The sequence below is a fragment of the Aliisedimentitalea sp. MJ-SS2 genome (assembly GCF_032586155.1).
Taxonomy (GTDB): Bacteria; Pseudomonadota; Alphaproteobacteria; order Rhodobacterales; family Rhodobacteraceae; genus JAWHTC01.
The window spans coordinates 617529-637571 of record NZ_JAWHTC010000001.1 but is presented as its reverse complement, the minus strand read 5'-3'; the positions used below and the strand labels follow the sequence as shown (position 1 = coordinate 637571).

Annotated in this window: 22 protein-coding genes; 14 read left to right on the top strand and 8 right to left on the bottom strand. The window is 61.7% G+C overall.

Features of this window, described 5'->3' with window-relative positions; all coding sequences use genetic code 11:
* Positions 1–148: 148 nt before the first annotated feature.
* From RXV86_RS03040 to RXV86_RS03025, 4 genes are all read left to right on the top strand, one after another.
* Positions 149–451: a DUF2282 domain-containing protein gene (locus tag RXV86_RS03040; RefSeq protein WP_316297354.1), complete on the top strand. Its 303-nt coding sequence runs from the start codon at positions 149–151 to the stop codon at positions 449–451.
* A 180-nt stretch (positions 452–631) separates the two neighbouring features.
* Positions 632–1486 carry a DUF692 domain-containing protein gene (locus RXV86_RS03035; protein WP_316297352.1) on the top strand — a complete coding sequence of 285 codons (855 nt, stop codon included), beginning with the start codon at positions 632–634 and terminating at the stop codon, positions 1484–1486.
* Positions 1483–2247, top strand: coding sequence for a DNA-binding domain-containing protein (locus tag RXV86_RS03030; RefSeq protein WP_316297350.1), 765 nt, complete (start codon positions 1483–1485; stop codon positions 2245–2247). Before RXV86_RS03035 ends, RXV86_RS03030 begins: the two co-directional genes overlap by 4 nt.
* Entirely contained in the window at positions 2244–2804 is a 561-nt protein-coding gene (locus tag RXV86_RS03025; protein WP_316297349.1) for a DoxX family protein, read from the top strand. Before RXV86_RS03030 ends, RXV86_RS03025 begins: the two co-directional genes overlap by 4 nt.
* Before the next feature lie 61 nt (positions 2805–2865).
* On the opposite strand, the gene RXV86_RS03020 is transcribed toward RXV86_RS03025, so the two are convergent.
* Both RXV86_RS03020 and RXV86_RS03015 read right to left on the bottom strand, forming a co-directional pair.
* Positions 2866–3234: a hypothetical protein gene (locus RXV86_RS03020; RefSeq protein WP_316297348.1), complete on the bottom strand. Its 369-nt coding sequence runs from the start codon at positions 3232–3234 to the stop codon at positions 2866–2868.
* A gap of 4 nt (positions 3235–3238) precedes the next feature.
* Complete coding sequence (locus tag RXV86_RS03015) at positions 3239–3571, bottom strand: ArsC/Spx/MgsR family protein (protein WP_316297347.1); 333 nt, start codon at positions 3569–3571, stop codon at positions 3239–3241.
* Positions 3572–3802: 231 nt separating this feature from the next.
* On the opposite strand from RXV86_RS03015, the gene RXV86_RS03010 reads away from it, so the two are divergent.
* On the top strand, positions 3803–4009 hold the full coding sequence (locus RXV86_RS03010) for a cold-shock protein (protein ID WP_316297346.1): 207 nt from the start codon (positions 3803–3805) through the stop codon (positions 4007–4009).
* Between the two features lie 127 nt (positions 4010–4136).
* Here the strand turns inward: RXV86_RS03010 and RXV86_RS03005 are convergent, their stop codons facing one another.
* The 3 genes from RXV86_RS03005 to thyX form a co-directional block, all read right to left on the bottom strand.
* Positions 4137–4562, bottom strand: a complete 426-nt coding sequence (locus tag RXV86_RS03005) for a hypothetical protein (protein ID WP_316297345.1) — start codon at positions 4560–4562, stop codon at positions 4137–4139.
* Between the two features lie 206 nt (positions 4563–4768).
* Positions 4769–5320: a nucleotide-binding protein gene (locus tag RXV86_RS03000; protein WP_316297343.1), complete on the bottom strand. Its 552-nt coding sequence runs from the start codon at positions 5318–5320 to the stop codon at positions 4769–4771.
* Between the two features lie 183 nt (positions 5321–5503).
* On the bottom strand, positions 5504–6409 hold the full coding sequence (thyX, locus tag RXV86_RS02995) for an FAD-dependent thymidylate synthase (RefSeq protein ID WP_316297341.1): 906 nt from the start codon (positions 6407–6409) through the stop codon (positions 5504–5506).
* Positions 6410–6760: 351 nt separating this feature from the next.
* Here thyX and RXV86_RS02990 point away from each other — a divergent pair, with 351 nt between their 5' ends.
* From RXV86_RS02990 to RXV86_RS02975, 4 genes are read left to right on the top strand one after another with little or no spacing between them, the layout of a single operon-like run.
* Positions 6761–7537, top strand: coding sequence for a thymidylate synthase (locus RXV86_RS02990; RefSeq protein WP_316297339.1), 777 nt, complete (start codon positions 6761–6763; stop codon positions 7535–7537).
* On the top strand, positions 7486–8967 hold the full coding sequence (locus RXV86_RS02985; protein WP_316297338.1) for a hypothetical protein: 1482 nt from the start codon (positions 7486–7488) through the stop codon (positions 8965–8967). Before RXV86_RS02990 ends, RXV86_RS02985 begins: the two co-directional genes overlap by 52 nt.
* Positions 8968–8982: 15 nt before the next feature.
* On the top strand, positions 8983–9411 hold the full coding sequence (locus tag RXV86_RS02980; protein WP_316297336.1) for a VOC family protein: 429 nt from the start codon (positions 8983–8985) through the stop codon (positions 9409–9411).
* The gene (locus tag RXV86_RS02975) at positions 9408–10091 is read left to right on the top strand and encodes a DUF1194 domain-containing protein (protein WP_316297334.1); all 684 of its coding nucleotides are present in this window, start codon (positions 9408–9410) and stop codon (positions 10089–10091) included. Before RXV86_RS02980 ends, RXV86_RS02975 begins: the two co-directional genes overlap by 4 nt.
* A gap of 147 nt (positions 10092–10238) precedes the next feature.
* On the opposite strand, the gene RXV86_RS02970 is transcribed toward RXV86_RS02975, so the two are convergent.
* The gene (locus RXV86_RS02970; protein WP_316297332.1) at positions 10239–10640 is read right to left on the bottom strand and encodes a hypothetical protein; all 402 of its coding nucleotides are present in this window, start codon (positions 10638–10640) and stop codon (positions 10239–10241) included.
* A gap of 162 nt (positions 10641–10802) precedes the next feature.
* On the bottom strand, positions 10803–12005 hold the full coding sequence (locus tag RXV86_RS02965; protein WP_316297330.1) for a pyridoxal phosphate-dependent aminotransferase: 1203 nt from the start codon (positions 12003–12005) through the stop codon (positions 10803–10805).
* Positions 12006–12095: 90 nt separating this feature from the next.
* On the opposite strand from RXV86_RS02965, the gene RXV86_RS02960 reads away from it, so the two are divergent.
* The 5 genes from RXV86_RS02960 (at position 12096) to RXV86_RS02940 (ending at position 18181) form a co-directional block, all read left to right on the top strand.
* Positions 12096–12506 carry a helix-turn-helix transcriptional regulator gene (locus RXV86_RS02960; RefSeq protein ID WP_316297328.1) on the top strand — a complete coding sequence of 137 codons (411 nt, stop codon included), beginning with the start codon at positions 12096–12098 and terminating at the stop codon, positions 12504–12506.
* Between the two features lie 10 nt (positions 12507–12516).
* On the top strand, positions 12517–12804 hold the full coding sequence (locus RXV86_RS02955; protein WP_316298430.1) for a succinate dehydrogenase assembly factor 2: 288 nt from the start codon (positions 12517–12519) through the stop codon (positions 12802–12804).
* A gap of 226 nt (positions 12805–13030) precedes the next feature.
* Positions 13031–14341, top strand: coding sequence for an HlyD family efflux transporter periplasmic adaptor subunit (locus RXV86_RS02950; RefSeq protein ID WP_316297327.1), 1311 nt, complete (start codon positions 13031–13033; stop codon positions 14339–14341).
* Positions 14341–17481: an efflux RND transporter permease subunit gene (locus tag RXV86_RS02945; protein WP_316297326.1), complete on the top strand. Its 3141-nt coding sequence runs from the start codon at positions 14341–14343 to the stop codon at positions 17479–17481. Before RXV86_RS02950 ends, RXV86_RS02945 begins: the two co-directional genes overlap by 1 nt.
* A gap of 190 nt (positions 17482–17671) precedes the next feature.
* Entirely contained in the window at positions 17672–18181 is a 510-nt protein-coding gene (locus RXV86_RS02940) for a winged helix DNA-binding protein (protein ID WP_316298428.1), read from the top strand.
* A 213-nt stretch (positions 18182–18394) separates the two neighbouring features.
* Here the strand turns inward: RXV86_RS02940 and RXV86_RS02935 are convergent, their stop codons facing one another.
* On the bottom strand, positions 18395–19834 hold the full coding sequence (locus RXV86_RS02935) for an MATE family efflux transporter (RefSeq protein WP_316297325.1): 1440 nt from the start codon (positions 19832–19834) through the stop codon (positions 18395–18397).
* Positions 19835–20043 lie beyond the last annotated feature (209 nt).

Here is a 20043-nt window from a genome sequence, read left to right as displayed (position 1 = left end):
TCTGTTTCATTTCCTCACACAGGGCCGCGCCATTCTGACGCATCCGTGATACACGCCCTCGTGAGTGGCCCGTGACGCATCCCCACAGCTACGTTTCTCTCATCGCAACAAAGCGCGATCAGATTTAGCGACACGAAAGGAAAACCCCATGTCGAATACCTTCAAGACCGTTGCCATTGCAGGCGCCGTTGCCACCGCTCTGGCCAGCCACGCCACCACCGCGACCGCGGCTGAAAAAGAGAAATGTTACGGCGTTTCGCTGGCCGGTCAGAATGACTGCAAAGCCGGTGCAGGCACAACCTGCGCAGGCAGCTCGACCGTCGACTACCAAGGCAACGCCTTTAAACTTGTCGATGCAGGTAGCTGCACCGCGATGGAACTGCCGGCCATGGCAGACGGCACCGCGCGCATGGGCTCGCTCGAAGAGCTGAGCCGCGACCTGCCGTCCTAAACCAACCCCTCGCCCCGCTCGCCTGCGCTGCTAAGCGGGCGGGGATCCAGTTGTGCGGTATGAGTATCCGGCGCCGTCTGCCCCCATGCAAAACGCGGCACCACTTAAACCGACAGGCCGGGAGCGGCATCTCATCCCCATTTGGCCGCCCCGGCCACAATAACACTGACGGCGACACGCATGCTTGACCAGACCCGCATCAACACGCTGCCCGCAACCCCGGGTGTTGGCTACAAGCCACAGCACTACGCGGACATCATGTCCAATCCGGCGCCAGTGGGCTGGCTCGAAGTGCATGCCGAGAATTACATGGGCGCCGGTGGCCGCCCCATCGCCCAGATCCGCCACCTGTCAGACCGCTTCCCGATTTCCGTTCACGGCGTTGGCCTGTCGATCGGCGGCGAAGACCGGCTCGACCCGGATCACTTGGCGCGCCTGAAACATCTCTGCGACTGGCTCAACCCGGCCAGCTTTTCCGAACATCTTGCCTGGTCGACCCATGAAAGCGCCTTTCTGAACGACCTGCTGCCCGTGCCCTATACCGATGCCACGCTGACTCGCGTCGCCGACCATATCGACGAGCTTCAAAACACTATTGGCCGCCCCATGCTTCTGGAAAACCCGTCCTCCTACCTGGCCTTTGCAGAAAGCACCTGGTCGGAGCCCGATTTCCTCAATGAAATCGCCAAACGCACCGGATGCGGCCTGCTTCTGGACGTGAACAACGTCTTCATCTCGGCCACCAACCTGGGCTTTTCACCGCAGGAATACATCGACGCCTTTCCGTTGCACCGCGTTGGCGAGCTGCACCTCGCCGGACATGACACCGAAGAGGACGATCACGGCCGCCCGCTTCTGATCGACAGCCATGGCCGGGAAGTCGACGAACCGGTTTGGGCGCTTCTCGACTACACTCTTTCCAAATCCGGCCCCCTGCCTGCCCTGATCGAATGGGACAACGACGTTCCTGACTGGCCCATACTGGCCGCCGAGGCCACCCGCGCTGCAGATGCCTTGCAAAAGGTGCCCGCATGACCGCCTCGCGCCAGACCCAGTTCCACGATGCCATCCTTGATCCGACGCAGCCCGCTCCGCCGAACTTGCTTGATGGCCGCGGCGCACCCGCCGGTCGGCGCTTCTCGGTCTATCGCAACAACGTCTTCGTCTCGCTGATCGAGGCGCTGGAGCAGACCTTCCCGGTGATCCGCAAGCTGATCGGCACAGAGAATTTCACCGGCCTCGCCGGTCATTACTACCGCGCTCATCCGCCAACCTCACCGATCCTGTCCAACTACGGTGCGGATTTCCCCGCCTTCCTCGAAAAATTCGAACCGCTGGCGCACCTGGGCTACCTGCCCGACACTGCCCGTCTCGAACGCGCGCTTGTCGATAGCTACAATTCTGCCGACCACGCCCCGCTTGACCCTGGTGTCTTCTCGACCACCCCACCCGAGGACCTGCCGCGCCTGTCGCTGGCCCTTGCCCCGGCAATACGGTTGATCCGCTCGCCCTGGCCGATCCACGGCATCTGGCTTTTCAACACAGAAGACGACGCGCCACAGCCACCGCACCGGGCGCAGGACGTGCTGATCACCCGCCCCGAGTATGACCCGCAACCGCGTCTCCTGCCCGAAGGCGGCGCGGCCTTCGTCACTCATATCGCCAAGGGCGATCCCCTCGGCGCCGCAGTCGAGGCCGCCAGCGTCGAAGCAGCCGAGTTCGACCTCTCGACTCTGCTTTCGCTTCTCCTGCAAGACAACGCGCTCGCCAGCGCCCAACTGAAAGATACGGCATGAATTCCCTGATCTCGCTCCACAACGCCCTCGCCACCCGTCTTGACCGCGCCGACTGGCTGATCCCGACGCTGGCGCGCTTTCTCTTTGCCGCCATCCTGCTGATGTATTTCTGGAAATCCGCCCTGACCAAACTGGGGGACGGCATCCTCGGCCTGTTTTCCCCATCCGCTGGCGCCTATGGCCAGATATTCCCCAAAGCATTCGAGCAGGTGGGCTATGACAGCTCGCAACTGGGCATTTTTCACTGGGCCGTGGCCCTTGCCGGCACCTGGGCCGAGTTCATCCTGCCAGCCCTCATTGTCCTGGGCCTGCTCACCCGCCTGGCTGCGCTCGGCATGATCGGCTTCGTCGCCGTGCAGACGCTCACCGACCTCTACGGCCACGGCGTCATTGGCGAGGCGAAAACCATCGGCGCCTGGTTCGACAACGGCGCCTCCAGCCTGCTGATGGATCAACGCAGCCTCTGGGTCTTCCTGCTGGTCATCCTCGTCATCAAGGGCGCAGGCCCCCTGTCGCTCGACCGCCTATTGGCACCCAAACCGGATACGGACAACTAACCCGCCCTTCATTTGACCAGAAATACCTCGGGGGTGCGGGGGGAACTCCGCTCCTCACCTCTCAAAAATGCGCCTTCGGCTCATCCGGCTTCCCGGCCGCCAATGCCAGCAAGCCGCCGATGATGCAGAACCCGATCGGGAACATGGTGAAGACGCCAAAGCCGAAGCCGAAATACATCAGCCCCCCTGCAATCAACATCAGCGCCCCACCCCACAGCGCCCGGATTTTGGCCATCGCGCCGCCGGCAATCGCCAACAGCGGTGCCAGGAAACTGGTGACCCGGATCAGCTGCGGATTTTCCACCTGCTCGGCAATCCCGCGGATCTCGCCATGGGTGGCAATCGCTTCGGTGTAGCCATAGCCGAAAAACCCCACCACCATGGCGAGCAATCCGCCGATGACCCCAAGCATCAATGCCGCGTTGCGCATATTCTCAGTCCTCCTGCAACAGTGCCCCTTGCACCGTCTTGTCCCATCCCAGATAGAGATTGTCCCCCACCACAATCAAGGGCCGCTTCATCAAGGCCGGGTGTTCGGCCAAAAGCACCTCCGGGGCTTTTGCACGCTCTTCCTCGCTCAACCCCCGCCAGGTGGTCGAGCGCGTATTGAGCAGTTTGTCGCCGAATTCCGCCAGCGCCCGATCACGCAGCGTATCGGCCATCCCTTCCGCCCGGACGTCGCGCAACACCACTTCATTGCCCGCATTCTGCAACGCTTTCAAAGCCTTGCGGCACGTATCACAATTCTTCAACCCGTAAAGCTCCACCGCTCATCCTTTCATCACACGTGGCCTCTTGCCCCCTGCTTACCCGTTCAAAAACCGGCGATCACCCCTCTTTTCCTTGCTTTTTGCCGCAAGAGTGCAATCATCCACCTCAGGTTGCCCTGCCACGTGACGATCCCGCAGTCAAAATGAACCCGGTATCCGGCAGGACGACCCGCATGGACCGGCCCGCAATTCCCGGACCGGCAACTTAAATTGAAGGAGACGGGAGCCATGCCCAACGGCACCGTGAAATGGTTCAACACTCAAAAAGGGTTCGGCTTTATCGAACCCGAAGAAGGCGGCTCGGACGTGTTCGTGCATATCTCTGCGGTCGAACGCTCGGGCCTGACCGGGCTCGCGGACAATCAGAAGGTCAGCTACGAACTGGTCGACGGTCGCGACGGCCGCCAGATGGCGGGCGATCTCAAGCTTCTCTGAACCGCCAGGGGCGACCCTGACGCCCGACCAAAAGCTTTTCCAGCGCCACGCAGCCTTTCATGCCCACGGGCAGATGGTTCGGTTTTCTGTCGCGTCTCCCTCTGCCCCGGGACAGCGGGTGCCTGCGTCATGAACTGTGCGGAACGCGCCGTGGCGGCGGTGTCTCCAGCCGCACCACCTCGTAGACATCCTTGGCCGGGATCACCGTAGCGCCATAGGGGATCGGCGCGCGCCGCACCTTGCGCAGCCCATAGCCATCGCGCGCCAGCACCGGCGCGAAATGCACCGCCGCGTTGTCCGGCCAGAGCACGCCGTCTTCTTCGGCCTCAAACGCCCGCTCGACGAATTTCTTCAACCGCGGCGAGCCGTTGAAGACGCCAAGCCGCTCGCGCACATACTCGCCCTTGGGCGGAAACCCGGCCCCGAACGGCTCCCATTCGGCGCGGTTGTCAAAGAAGTTCGCCAGCTCCGGCCCGTCCTTGCCCGGCGTGATCCCGCTCTCTCCGGTGATCAGCCCGGCCAGAACCTCCAACGTCTCGTCGGATAAGTGCATCGCTTTTGTATCCCCTGCCTTCCAAGGCCAGCGTAGGGTGGGTTTTCAACCCACCATTCCACCCTACAGACACAAAACCCCGCTCTCAACCTGCCCCCACGCGCCCCGCCCGGGGTGGGTGCGGAACGCGCCCGCCCATGGGGCGGGTCGGGCGCGTGCGCAGCAAAGCTGCGCATTCAATATTTTCGGAACACGTCTTCCAAAAATCAACTTAGTAAGCTGTTTGCGTCAATCACATAATTTGCGTTCTTGAGTTCTTTGGCCAACGAAAGCTTCCAATTCCCGGACGGATCTACTGGTTCGTAAACTATCCCAAGAATATCGCTTGGTTCGCTGACATCTTTCTCCTTGAGGACGAAAACGCGGTCGCGACCAAGTGATCCAAAAAAATAGCCCAATTCTAGAACTACATTCTGACGCGCCCTTAACTCTTCTTGACCATTGTCCGCCTTCTTATTTCGCGCACAATCATCTGCCGTCATTAGGACAATGGCGAATCCCACATCGGCATTGTGCTCAAACTTCTCTATAACTGTTCTGCCGCTATTGGGCTTCTCACTAAGAATGACCGGTTCTAGCCCAAGCTTTTCAATTGTCCGTGCGACTGATTGCTTCAAAGCATCATCGTGACCATGCACGATGAACACTTTCTTATTGTCCGTTGGTTCTCTCCTCTCGCGTTTTGTTTCCTCACTATCAGCGCCCGACGGTTCGGACTGTGCCACCACCCATCTTGACCGCTGTGATTCTAATAACATTTTGCTTTAGAAAATCAGCCTCCACCTCTGATTCAACAAAACTAGACTGCAATAAGTCTACCACCTCATCTCTCCATTGTTTCAATGCGTGGTAGTCGGACCTGTTCAAATCGTCAGCTTTGCTTATTATCTCTCCAAGATCAGTCAAAACTTGTTCTCGGTCGTCCAATAGCTCTAAACTTTTCACCCCTCCAAAACCCCCTCAAACTCCCGCCATTCCCGCACGGACATGCCAGAGTTCTCCTTGGTCACCGCTTCGCCCTTCAGCATCCGCCGCAAACACTCCATCATCTGGGCCGACATCGTCACCGCGCCCATCCGGTAATCCTCGAACGCCTTGAACGCGAACGGCACCCAGTCGGCGACCACGTTACAGATCGCATCGGCATAGACCCGGATTTCATACTGCGCATGGGCATCCGCCCGCAGCCGCAGGAAGTGCAAGAGGTTGTGCAGGTCCACCTTCCAGTACCACTGGGTATAGATATTCGCCGGCAGGTTCATCCGGGCGAGTTCGCGGGCAAGCCCGATCCCGTCCTCGTCGATCAACGTCTGGTAGTTGTCATAGCACCGCGCCGCGTCACCCTTCAGCATCTCCAGCACACGGGCGGTATCTTCCGGCGACAACAATTCGCCCCGCCCCTGGTTGTTCACCACCGACTGCGCATTGATGTGCTCAGGCGCGGGCATGTAGAACTCGCGATCCAGGATCGAGTAGCGCGCCGAGTATTCGTTCACATTCGCCGTCCGGTGCCGGATCCATTGCCGCGCCACGAACACCGGCAGTTTCACATGCAGCTTGATTTCGCACATCTCGAACGGGGTCGAATGCCAGTGCCGCATCAGGTAACGGATCAGCCCCTCGTCATTCTGCACGCTCTTGGTGCCCTTGCCGTAGCTGACCCTTGCGGCCTGACAGATCGCCGCATCGTCGCCCATATAATCGATCACCCGCACGAACCCATGGTCCAGAACCGGGATCGCCTTGTAGAGATGCGCCTCCATGCCCTCGCTCACCGCGCGCAGGGTCTGATTTGGCTGGTTGCGCAGCTCGTCGATTTCGGCCTGCTGCTCGGGGGTCACACTCATTCTTGGCATCCTTTGTCACGGAATCGGTTCGATTTCACTATATCTTGAGACATCCCCCGCCGAAACCACAAGAAACCGGGACATTCTGCCCACAGGTGCCACAAAATCAGCCCCGAACCGCAGCCGTGAATTGACTTTCAACACCACCAGCACGATTCTGGCGAAAACAAAACAACCGAGGCAGAAATCATGCAAGGCATGCGATTGGTTTTCCTACTTGCAGGCGCACTGTTTGCAACAGGGTGTGGCAGTACGAATCCGTTTACAAGCGGCACGGGAACAGGAACCGGCACAGGGACCGGCACAGGAAGCGACACGATACCGGCCGACGTTGCTGGCAACGTCACCAACGTGGCCTATACCCCCGGAAGCGGGACCATCACCGTCGAAGGCATCAATCTGGACAATATTCCATTTTCTGCCGTCTACACCCGTAACCCCGCGCTCGATGTTCCCGGCTATCAGGCCTACACCGTTCAGCACGACCCGCTTGACCGGCATGTCACGGCCTTCGTGATGGAATCCGGGAATTCCGGCTCGGTGCGCGGCGCTCTCGTTGTGTCGGGCGGTCAGTTCAACCGGTATTTCGGCGGCGCGTACTATGAGCGCGATGGCGCCTACACTCCCGCGACCGGCCAGGTCTCTTATGCCGGTAGCTATGTCGGGCTAACCAATGTCGACGCCCCGGGGGCCGACCTGCTGCCAGTGCCCGGTGGTACCGATCCCTCGCTCCTGCCCAGCCAGGCGGCGGTTGTCACCGGTGAAATCTTTATCAATGCCAACTTTGCCGACAACTCGGTCAACGGTGGCATCTATAACCGGACCCTTGCCGATTACGCGATCGCTTTGCCCGATCTGGCTCTGATTGCCACCGATATTGCCGATGACGGCTCGTTCACGGGCTCAATTGAGTATTCCGGGGTCGTCGGGCAATCCATCGGGACGTACGCGGGCCTCTTCGGAGGGCCGAACGCCGAAAGCGTGGCGGGTGGCATTCGCCTGGACGAATGGGATGGCCCCGGTAACCCGCTCGGCTACGATAATGAAGAGGAATACGGCGTCTACGTGCTCGACCAATGTGGCACACCGGGCGCAAGCGCGACAATTTGCGGCGCAGTAAGACCCTGATGCACCCGCGCATCGAGGCTCTGCTCAGGGCCGCGGCACTCGCCTTTTGTTTTGGTTGTGCCGCGGCTCCCAGCGTACAGGCAGACAGCGTTACGCTTACCATTCCGCAAACCCGGGCCGCCGCGCGTGATGCCCTGGCAAAGGGTGAATTTGACCTGGCGGTCCAACTGGCCCGCGGTTTGTTGCAGGCCAATCCCAAGGATGCCCAAGCCTATTACATCATCGCCCTTGCCTATCAGCAGCTCGGCGACAACAGATTGGGGCGCAAGGCCGCCGGTTATGCGTTTCGCTATTCCGAACACCCCCAGGATCGCTACACCACCGCGCAACTTGCCGCCAAATTCGCCCTCCAGCAAAAGCGCTATACCCTGGCGCAATACTGGCTGCGCCGTTCGATCGACCACGTCCCGAACGAAAAACTGCACCAACTCGCGATTGCCGATTTCAAACACCTGCGGGCGGACAATCCCTGGCAGATCCGGCTGCAGTTTTCGGTAGCGCCGACAAACAACGTCAACTCCGGCGCCGGCGATCCGGAAAACGAAATCGACGGCACCGATCTGCCTGCTGGCATCCTCTCACCTTCGGCCATGGCGCTTTCCGGCGCCATCTCGACCGGCAAGATCAACGCAAGCTACCGGCTGGCGCGGACCAAGAACTCTGAAACCCAACTCGCCTTCCGGGCCTTTGCCAAGCAAGTGACCCTGTCATCAGCGGCCAAAAGGCTTCTGGCGACTGGACCGGCGACGGTTCCGCCGCTGACCGGTCGCGATTTCTCCAGCAGTTTCTTTTCGCTTGGCATCGTTCATACGATGCGCAATGGCGTTCGCCCCGATCGGCCCCGCGGCAATGGCCAAACCCAACTGGCCCTGACCTATGGCCAAAGCCACTTTGCCGGCAATCTCTATTATCACACGGCAAAGGCCAGTGTTGCGCGGCTTCTCAGCCTGTCCGACTCTCACGCGATCAAACTCAAATTTCGTCTCGAACACCGCGATTATCGCACCGGCTCAAGCTCTGATACCGCCGCGATCCAGGTGGAAATGAGCCATCAACTGGCCAACGCTGACCGCCTCAGCTACGGAATCAGCCTTGCAGCCACTGCCGCCACGGCGATTAACCTGCGCCAGGAGCTGGCATCGGGCTATGTCGCCTATGAGCCCGCGAAAAACCTCGGACCCGCACGCATCAGCTTCATCCTTGGCGCATCCTTTTCGCACTATTATGACTACCGCGTCGGCTTTTTCCTTGTGCCTGGCGGCCGCAAGGACACCACACTCCACGGCATGGTTTCTGCTCATTTCGAAGATTACGACTTCGGCGGATTTTCCCCCACGCTCACCCTGCACGCCCGCGAGACGCAATCAAATGTCGGGCGCTTTGACACCGACGAACTGACATTGTCTATTGGCTTCAAATCAAACTTCTAAGCCAGGGGCCGCGTCATGCATCTGAAATATCTCCACACCATGGTCCGGGTCAAAGACCTCGACGCCACTATCGCCTTTTTCGAGCTGCTTGGCCTGGTGAAGACCCGCCACTCCGATTACGAACAGGGCCGGTTCTCGCTGATCTTCATGGCGCCGCCGGATCAGCCCGAATGCCCGGTCGAGCTAACCTATAACTGGGATGGCGATGACGGGCTGCCGTCGGACAGCCGCCATTTCGGCCACCTCGCATACGAGGTCGGCAATATCTACGAGATGTGCCAGCACCTGATGGACAATGGCGTCACCATCAACCGCCCGCCCCGTGATGGCCGTATGGCCTTCATCCGCAGCCCCGACAATATCTCGGTCGAACTTCTGCAAGAGGGTGAGCCGCTCGCGCCAGCCGAACCCTGGGCCAGCATGGAAAACACCGGTCACTGGTGATCCGCACCCTTCTCATTGTCGTTTTGCTGTCGGCGCCTGGCACAGCCCAGGCCGAATGCCGCCTCGCCATTGCCCTGGCGCTCGATGTCTCAGGCTCGGTCGACAGCCGCGACTATGCGCTGCAAAGAAATGGCCTCGCCGGTGCCCTGCGCGATCCGCGGGTTGTGCAGGCGATCCTCGCCCGGCCCGAAACGCCGGTAGACCTGATGGTCTATGAATGGAGCGACCAGGGCAGCACCCGCACGATCCTGCCCTGGCAGGCCATGACCTCGGCCAATGCGCTGGAAAGCGCCACCACCCGGATCGAAACCGCCCCGCGCGCGGCAATGCCCCCGGCCACCGCCCTCGGGGACGCCATGCGCCATGGTATCCGAAGCCTGGCCTCCCGCCGCTGCTGGCAACGCACCCTCGATATCTCCGGCGATGGTCGCTCCAACACCGGCCCTCGCCCCGGCCCGCTCCGCGCCGTCGCGCAGACCAATGACATCACGATTAACGCCCTCGTCATCGGCCACCCCGACCCGTCCGAGACCACCCGCCTCACCGCATATTTCCGCGCCAATGTCATCACCGGTCCCGGCGCCTTCACCGAAACCGCCCGCGACTTCTCCAACTACAAGGCCGCCATGACCCGCAAATTACTGCGCGAACTGACCCAGCAGGCGATCTCGATGCGCTGACCAAGCCGGCTGCTCTTTCTTTGTGAAAAATACTCCCGCCGGAGGCTCCGGCATCACCTCACCCGGCAGGTCTCAAACCGGGCGCAACGCCGCCCGGGAGCGTCGGGGCGGGTGGGTGGGCGGCGCTCTCGGGCGGCTCCTCTACCCTTAATCCTTCAGCAACCGATCCGCTTTCTTGCGCACCAGAACCGAGCGCAGGTCATGCATCGCCAGCAGAAGCGCATCGGTCACCTCTTCGAGCTGTTCATCGCTGGCCCGAGACTGGGCCCAATGGGTTGTCAGGTTCAGGTAATCCACCGCCCGCAGGATATCGTCGATGTCGCGCTCGGCCAGAACCGCCTGACGCTCTTCCATCCAGCCCCTGATGGCCGTCATGTCCTCATCGGACAGCTGGCGCGCGCCTTGCGGGCGGATCTCGCCATTGCGGGTGTTGACCACGGCGATCTGATCCATCTCGATCCGGCGCTGGCGGTTTTCCGTGTCGACACGAAAAACGAAGGCGCCGTTTTCACGGACACGGAAGTAATACTCGGGCAGATCGCCACTCATCCGGTTCGCCCTCCCTGGGGCCAGATCGTTGTTTTTCCGTCGTATTTCACCATGCACCTAAAGCAGTGACCACCCATTTATACCTGTCGGAACAGTGCCGCAGCCCCCTCATGCAACGCAAGGGGGAAATTCCCTGCCCGCGACTCACCGCGTTCCCAAGGCTCAGGTTAATCCGGCACAGAAACTCTGAATGCGCGAGCAGGCCTCTTCCAGCGCCGCATCCGAGGTCGCATAGCTCACCCGGAAATTCGGCGACAGCCCAAAGGCCGCTCCGAACACCACCGCCACGCCACTTTCTTCAAGAAGCGCCTTGGCAAACACCTCGTCATTCTCAATCACCGTGCCTTTGGCGCTGGTTTTTCCAATCAACCCGGCGATCGACGGATAGACATAGAACGCCCCCTCCGGCACTGGGCAGGTGATGCCGTCAATCTCGCTCAGCATCCGCACAACCAGATCGCGCCGGCGGACAAACACCGCGTTGTTCTCGGCAATGAAATCATGGCTCCCGTTCAATGCCTCGACCGCAGCCCATTGCGACACAGAACAGGGGTTCGATGTGCTCTGCGACTGGATCTTGCGCATCGCCGCGATCAGCTCTTTCGGCCCAGCCGCATAGCCGATCCGCCAGCCGGTCATCGCATAGGCCTTGCTGACCCCGTTACAGGTCAACGTGCGTTCATAAAGCCCCGGCTCCACCTCTGCCGGGGTGCAGAAAACGAAATCGTCATAGGCCAGGTGCTCGTACATGTCATCGGTCATCACCCAGACATGCGGGTGCCGCATCAGCACATCGGTCAACCCCTTCAATTCGTCGCTTGTATACCCCGCCCCGGTCGGATTCGACGGCGAGTTGAAGATGAGCCACTTGGTTTTCGGCGTGATCGCCGCCTCCAACTGCTCAGGACTGAGCTTGAAATTGTTTTCCAGCGTCGCCTCAACCGAAACCGGTGTCCCGCCCGCCAGCAGCACCATGTCTGGGTAGCTCACCCAATAGGGCGCCGGAATCACAACCTCATCACCTGGGTTCAGGGTCGCCATCAGCGCATTGTAGAGAATCTGCTTGCCCCCGGTCCCGACGCTGACCTGCGCGGGCTCATAATCCAGCCCGTTGTCACGCTTGAACTTGGCGCAGATCGCCGCTTTCAGCTCGGGAATGCCATCCACCGCCGTATACTTGGTCTTGCCCTCTTCGATGGCCCGGATTCCCGCTGCCTTGATATGTTCGGGCGTGTCGAAATCGGGCTCTCCTGCCCCAAGGCCGATCACATCCTGACCCGCCGCTTTCAGCTCGGCCGCCAGGTTCGAGACCGCAATCGTCGGCGACGGCTTCACACGTGCAAGCGTGTCGGAAAGAAATCCCATGATGTCGGCCCCTTGTTTGTAATTTCTCACCTCGTGTCATAAGTTGCGCCCGAAGCCCGATCAAGCATGAACGGGTGAAAGGAGCCCTGAATGAGCGATGTTCTTCAAGACGGCTGGTTCGACGCCGATTCCAGCACGTTCGGCGACCGTGTGACCGGTGCCCGCGAGGCTACTGGTATGACCCAGAAAACCCTGGCCAAGCGGCTTGGCATCAAGCTCAGCACGCTGCAGGGCTGGGAAAACGACATGAGTGAGCCGCGCGCCAATAAGCTGCAGATGCTGGCCGGTGTTCTGAATGTCTCCCTCACGTGGCTTCTCGAGGGGATCGGCGACGGGGTCGAGGCCCCCGATGCCAATGACGCGACCGCCACCAGCGGCGATATCCGTGACATCCTCACCGAGATCCGCGAGCTCAAGGCCCGCGCCAACAAAACCGCCAATCGGCTCGGTGCACTGGAAAAACGCCTGGCAAGCGTGGCCAAGGAGAACGGCCTTGTCTGATCCCGCCCTGATGCCCCAGCCGGAATCGCGCCCCGAGAACGAAACCCGCGCCTCGCGGATCAAACGCCTGCACATGCGCTCGATGCGCCGCGGCACCAAGGAAATGGACCTGATCCTGATGCGTTTCGCCGCCGCGCGTCTCGAAGACATGGATGAAGCCGCGCTCAACGCCTATGATGCGCTGCTGACCGAGAACGACCAGGACCTCTATCAATGGGTCTCGGGCCAGACTGCGCCACCGGCGGCGCATGCCCCGCTTGTCAGCGGCATCCGCGCGGTGATTGGCAACGACAGCTGACCGCGCTTTCGCGGCCGTTCCAACGTATTGCCGTACAATGCCTGAATGGCGCCCAACCGCGCCTGCCCTGACCAACCTATGCCGATTGGCACGTTGCATACAGGATGCGCGGCAATTTGCGCGCTGCTTTCGCGATGTTGCCTTTGCGGGCCAGGCGACTTTGTGGTCAGCTATATGTGCCACAGGTAGAACGGCTTAGACCGCCGCAACGAAAGGAAATGGCCACATGTCCGGTGCGATCAGAATTATCCTGCGATTGCTGGCATTTACCATCCCCGTGCTACTTGGTGCCTTGACGGTAGCCTTTTCGGAAAACCTCAAGCAACCGCCCGCGGCGAAGGAAAAGAAACGGCCACCGACCGCGGTGCGCGTCATCACTATGGCTCCGGTCGAGCTGTTGCCCCGGGTCAGCGGGTTCGGAACCGTCACCCCAGCACGGGAATGGCGTGCCGTGGCGCGCGTTGAAGGCGAAGTCATCGAAACCGCCCCTAACCTGGCAAATGGCGAGGTGGCAACGTCGGGGTCCGTTCTTCTGAGGCTCGACGATACCGATCTGCAACTGTCCCTGACCCAGATCGACGCCCAGATCGCGGCCCTTGCCATCAAGGACAAGACACTTGCCGCGACCCAGGACATCGTCGCCGCGGATCTCGAACTGAGCCGGGCCGAACTCGCACGCCAGGAAAAGCTCGCCAGTGAAGGCGTGGCAACGCAAACGAGGCTAGACACCGCGCGGCGCGCGGAGCTGGCGGCCCGGGCCAAGGTGGTCGAGGTCGAGAACCTGCTGGCTCTGAACGCAGCCGAGCGGGATGTTCTCGCGGCCCAGCGCTCCGCGGTTGAACGGTCGCTCGAATTTGCCGAGATCCGGGCGCCCTATGACATCCGCATCGGCGAGGTGTCGGCGGAACTGGGGCAATTTGTGACGCGCGGCCAAACCCTGGTGATGGCCGAAGGGATCGAGGCCGCCGAGGTCGCGGCGCAGTTTTCAATCGGGCGGATCGGCCCGCTGCTGCGGGCGGCGCAGGACGGCTCGACAGTGCTCGATCTCAAGGCCCGGGTGCGGCTGACAGCTCCGGGCCATTCGGTGATCTGGAAGGCCCGGGTCGATCGGGTCGGCGAAGCGATTGATCCACGCACCCAAAGCACCGCCATCGTTGTGCGGATCGATGATCCTTATGGACAGGCCGAAGTGGGCAAACGACCGCCGCTGCGGCGCAACACCTTTGTCGAGGTCATCCTGATGGCGCCAAAACGACCGGCGCTGGTAGCTCCGGTCGACGCGGTGCGCGGCGGCAAGGCGCTTGTTGTATCCACGGAGGGCACGCTGGAGAAACGTGCGGTCAAGATCGGCTATACGGTCGGCGGTATCGCGGTGGTGAGCGACGGGTTGGCCGAAGGCGACAAGCTGGTCGTCAGCGATCCCTCGGTTGCAGTGCCCGGCATGAAGGTGAAACCGGTCGAGGACAAGAAGCTCCTGTCCCAGATCACCGCCACTGCCTCCGGGCAAGCCAGGGACAAGAGCAAGGGGACCAAGTGATGATCCGCCTGTTCGCCGTTCACCCGACAGCGGCCAATATCCTGATGCTGGCGCTGTTGATTCTGGGCCTTGCCGCATTGCCCACGTTACAGCGTGACACCTTCCCGCTGACCCCGCCCTCCGTGGTCGAGTTCCGTGTCGGCTATCCCGGGGCCTCGCCGGCCGAAGTGGAAACCGGAATCTGCCAGGTGGCCGAGGACCCGCTGCGTGCCATCGACAACTTGAATGAATTGTCCTGCCTGTCGCGCGACAACATGGCGGTGATCACCGCCGAGATCATCGAAGGCCGCGACATGACGCGGTTTCACAACGATCTGAAGGCGGCGATTGACGGGATCGGCACCTTTCCCGACCGCGCCGACGATCCGATCACCCGCGTGGTAGAGCGTGTGGCCTCGGTCGCCTCGGTCGCGGTGACCGGCCCCCAAGACCCGAAGGTCCTGCTGTCCTATGCCGACACCCTGGCAGAACGCCTGCGGGCTGATCCGGCAATTTCACAGGTCAGCATCGCCGGGTTCTCGGATCGCGAGATTGCCATCAGCTTCGATGCCGCCGCGCTCGAGCGCCACGGGGTCAGCATCGCCGACATCTCTCCCATCCTGACCCGCAACAGCCTTGATATGCCGGCCGGGTCGCTGGCCGGTCGCCAGGGCGAGGCGTCGATCCGGTTTCTCGGCGAAAAACGCAGCATCGGTGATTTTTCCGCCATCGTTCTAACCGCATCCCCCAGCGGCGCATCCATCACCCTGGGCGAGGTCGCCACGATCACCGAGGTCTTCGCCGACCCGGCGCAGGCGGCCTATTACAATGGCAAACGCGCCGCGATCATCCAGGTCAGCAAGACCGCGGCGCAGGACGCTCTGCGGGTCAAGGCGGCGCTGAACAGGATCCTCGAGCATGAACAAGCCGTGGCGCCGGGCAATATCGAATTGGCGATCTCGCAGGATTCGACGATGAACATCCGCGATCGGTTGCGCATAATCGCCGAAAACGGCGTTCAGGGCCTGATCCTGGTGTTTGCGGTGATGTGGCTGTTCTTCGGTTTCCGCTTCTCGTTCTGGGTGGCGATGGGTTTGCCGGTGTCCTTCCTCGGTACAATCTTCGTGATGCAGCTGTTCGGCTTTACCATCAACATGATGACCATGGTGGCGCTGCTGGTGGCCATCGGGCTGCTGATGGACGATGCCATCGTGATTTCCGAAAACATCGTGCGCCGCCGCCAAGCCGGCGAAACCGCAATCGAGGCGGCGGTGAACGGCGCGCGCCAGGTGGCACCGGGCGTGGTCGCCTCGTTCCTCACGACGGTGATGATCGTCGGCCCGCTGGCCTTTATGGACGGGCGGATCGGCGCGGTGCTGAAATACATCCCCATCGTTCTGGTGATGACGCTGATCGTCAGCCTGATCGAAGCCTTCCTGATCCTGCCACACCACATGCGGCATTCGTTGTCGGGCAATCTGCGCCCCAATCGCCTGTCGCGCGCCGTCAATGCGGGTTTCACCGCGCTGCGCGATCGGGTGGTTGTGCCGCTCTCGGGGCTCAGCTTGCGGTATCGCTACTTCACGCTCGGGCTGGCGGGGTTCCTGGTGCTGTTCTCGCTGGCCCCCTATACCGGCGGCTTCATCAAGTATCAGAGCTTCCCGCAACTCGAAAGCGACACCGTCGAAGCGCGCCTGCTCCTGGTGCAGGGCTCACCGCTGGAACGGACCGAACAGCGGGTTGCCAAGGTGGTCAAGGCGCTGGACAAGATGAATACCGAGCTGACCCCGAAACAGCCCGAGAGCCAGCCGCTGGTCCAGAGCTACACCGTGACCTACAGCGCCAATGCCGACACGCCCGAGGTCGGCGCACATATGGCGACGATCAGCGCCAAACTGTTGCCCGCGGGCACCCGCAACACCGAGGTAACCGCGATCATCGACCGCTGGAAAAAGCTGGTCGGCCCGATGCCCGACATGGCCGCCTTTCGCATCACCGACAAAGAGCGCGGCGCGGGCGGCAAACCGATCGACATCCGGCTGCAGGGTGAAAACCTCGATGATCTTCGCACCACCGCCAAGGAAATGCGCAAGTTCTTTCGCGACTTCGAAGGGGTTCGCGACGTGAGCTTCGACCTGCAGCCGGGCAAGTCCGAATTCATCGTCACCATGCGGCCCTCTGCCGCCTCGGCGCTTGGCGTATCGGCCCAGGCCGTTGCCACCGAATTGCGCGCCGGGTTTCGCGGCGACACCCCGCTGGAAGTGCGCGACGGGCTGGGCCCGCTCGACGTGGTGGCACGGTTGTCCGAAAAAAACCGCACCACCCTGCAGGACATCCTCGGGCTGCGCATTCCCGGGCCCGATGGCGCGCTGATCCCATTGACGGCGGTGGCCGATGTCAGGCAGGGGCGCGGGTTTGCCGTGATCAACCGGGTGGACGGGCAACGCACTGTGGCGGTGCAGGGCTCGATCAACCCCTCGGTGGCCAATGCCCGCGAATTGATGATGGCGCTGAAGGCGGACTACCTCCCCAAGCTTGCCGAAAAACGCCCCGCGATCGCCGTCACCATCATGGGCGAGGCCGAAGATACCGCGACCACCGGGTCATCGCTGACTCGAAACATGCTGATCGGGCTGATCGGGGTCTACCTGATCCTGGCCTTCCAGTTCCGCAGTTTCATCCAGCCCGCTGTCGTGGTGGTGGCCATCCCGCTCAGCCTTGTCGGCGTGATGTGGGGGCATATGGCACTCGGGCTTCAGATCTCGCTGCCCAGCCTGGTCGGGCTGGCGACATTGGCAGGCGTGGTGGTCAACGACTCGATCCTGCTGGCCGGGTTCATGAAGGACCGGCTGGCGGCAGGCGAAGACATGATTGCCGCCGGACAGAAGGCGGTGCGCGACCGGTTCCGGGCGATTTTCCTGACCTCGCTGACAACCGTTGTCGGACTCGGGCCGCTGCTGTTCGAACAAAGCACACAGGCGCAGTTCCTCCGTCCGATCGTTGCCAGCCTTGCCTTCGGCCTGACCGCGGCGACGCTCCTGGCGCTGTTCGTCACCCCGGCGGCGCTGGCTGTCCTGCAGGACCTGGGCCTGATCCGGGCGTCGAGTGGGAAACCTGAACCGCCGCAGGAACCGGTGCCCTCTGGGCAGGCCCCAACCTGAGATCACGGCCCGTGTCAGCCTGACATGCGCGACCGTACTCACCCTGCCCGGCCAAACCGACGCTTGCCGGTCCGCAATTACCTCGCTTTTTAGCGAACACCGTTCAGGATTTAACGGATTTTTCGGCTTTTTGCTCCAGTTTCCAATCCGAGCAGTTTCGACGGAGACATGAATGAGCATTCATACCCCAATGAGCAAAAACCCCAACACGCCGCCGTCGCTGAGCGACGGCACCGAAGCAGGTTTCATCACAGGTTATCTCGAGGCGCTGTCGCTGGTCGAACGGCTGCACCGCCTGCTCCTTGATGTGATCAAGGACGAATTCGAACGGGTCGGCATCCTTGAGATCAACGCGGTACAGGCGCTGCTTCTGTTCAATATCGGCGACAACGAGGTCACGGCAGGCGAGCTGAAATCGCGCGGCTACTATCAGGGCAGCAATGTCAGCTACAATCTCAAGAAACTGGTCGACATGGGCTTCATGCATCACCAGCGTTGCGAGATCGACCGCCGCTCGGTCCGGGTGCGGCTGACCGAAAAGGGCCGCAACATCCGCGACATCGTCGGCACACGCTTCGGTCGCCACGCCGAAGGCCTGGTCTCGCGCGGCGTGCTCAACCCTGAGGGGCTGGATGACATCACCACCGCCCTGCGCCGGGTCGAACGTTATTGGACCGATCAGATCCGCTATATTTATTGAGTGCAGGCGCAGAGGTTGCGCCGCCTGACAGCGTCGCCGCAAAGGGGTTCGCTTCTCCCGGCCTCCGTTTAGCTTCTGGTAGCGCTGCGCTGACGCGCGGCGAAGCGGCGACACACCTCGCCGCTGCCGGCCCCTCGCTGATGCACAGACAGGTGAAAACGGCTGCAAACCCAATTCGAGGGAGATGATGGCCCCCTCCCCGGGTTGACCCGGTCACAAGCGGCCGGTCAGATTTGAACCGATAGGGGCCACATCTTCGCGCGCTGTAGGGACATCAATCTCACCCCTCGCCACGCTTTCTGGCAGAGCCGCAGGCATTGCCCGCATCCAGAACCGCCACATCAACAGCGTCGCGGCCACCGCAAGCCCGATCACCAGGCCCAGCCAGACACCAACGCCTTCATATCCAAGCACAAACCCAAGCACATAGCTGGCCGGCACACCGATCACCCAATAGGCCACCACCGCCATGAGCATCGGCACCTTGGTGTCCTTCACGCCCCTGAGCAGCCCCAGCGCCATAACCTGGGCTGCGTCCACAAGCTGGAACAGGGCCGCCATCACCATCAGCACGACGCCGACGGCCAGAACCTCGCCCCGGCGCGGGTCATGCGGATCCAGGAACACCCCGATCAATGCTTCGGGCCAGACCACGAACAGCACCACCGCCATCAGCGCCAGCACCATCGACAGGCTGACAACCATCACACCACCGCGGCGCAAACCAACCGGATCGCCACGCCCTACCGCACGACCCGCCCTCACCGTCGCGGCACTCGACAGGGCCAAGTGCACCATGAAGGTGGCCGAGGCGATCTGCAACACGATGCCGTGGGCCGCCAGCGGGATCGCCCCCAGCCAGCCCATCATCACGCCACTGGCGGCAAACAGACTGACCTCGGCCAGGTTGGTAAACCCGATCGGCAGGCCCAGCCGTATCACCAGCCACATTGCCCCCCAGTCGGCGCGCCAAATCCGCGCAAACAGGCTGCGCTGCCCCAACCCCCAGATCACGTAGCCAAGCAGCGCAAAGAAAAGCGCCGCCTGCGACACCAGAGACGCCACCGCCGCCCCCTTGATTCCCATCTCGGGCGCCCCCCAATGGCCGAAGATCAACGCGTAATTCGCCAACGCATTGACCACTGCCGAGGCCACCGTGCCCCACAGCACCACACCGGTCCGCTCCAGCGCCGAGAGATAGCTTTTCAACACCATCCCCAACAGCGCAAAGATCACACCATAGCCGGCAATCCACAGGTAATCGACCGCCACCTCAACCACTTTTGGCTCCTGCCCCAGCCACAGGAAAATCGGCCCCGACCAAAGGAAAACCGGCAGGAACAGCAGAGCAAATACCAGCGACACCCACAGCCCCATGCGGGTAACCCGGCGCACCTGCACGTCGTCGCCCGATGCCTCGGCCTCGGCCACCAGCGGCATCACCGCGATCGCGGCGCCACTGCCAAACAGGAACAGCTCGAAAAGCAGCATGCCGGCCAGGACCTGCCCGGCGAGCACCTCGACATCATACCAGCCGAGCATCAGTGTATCGGTGAAGGTGATCGCAAACTGCGCCAGGTTGCCGCCAATCAAGGGCAGCCCCAACAGCAGGATGGCCCTGAAATGGCCGCGATATGACATCACTTCGCTCATGGGCCAGCCTTACGCCCGCCCTGTCCCCGGAGCAAGTGTCAGCGTAGCGGCACCATTCCCGCCGCAGTTTCAACCGCACCAGTGGAAATGAGTATTTGGACAAAGAAAGAGACACAGTTGCCACCAGGTGACAGCCCCGTTCCAGGCCTTGCCCAGAACGAAGCCACCAAGCCCGTGGGCTCTTCCTTTGGCGGTCATCGGCTCTCCAG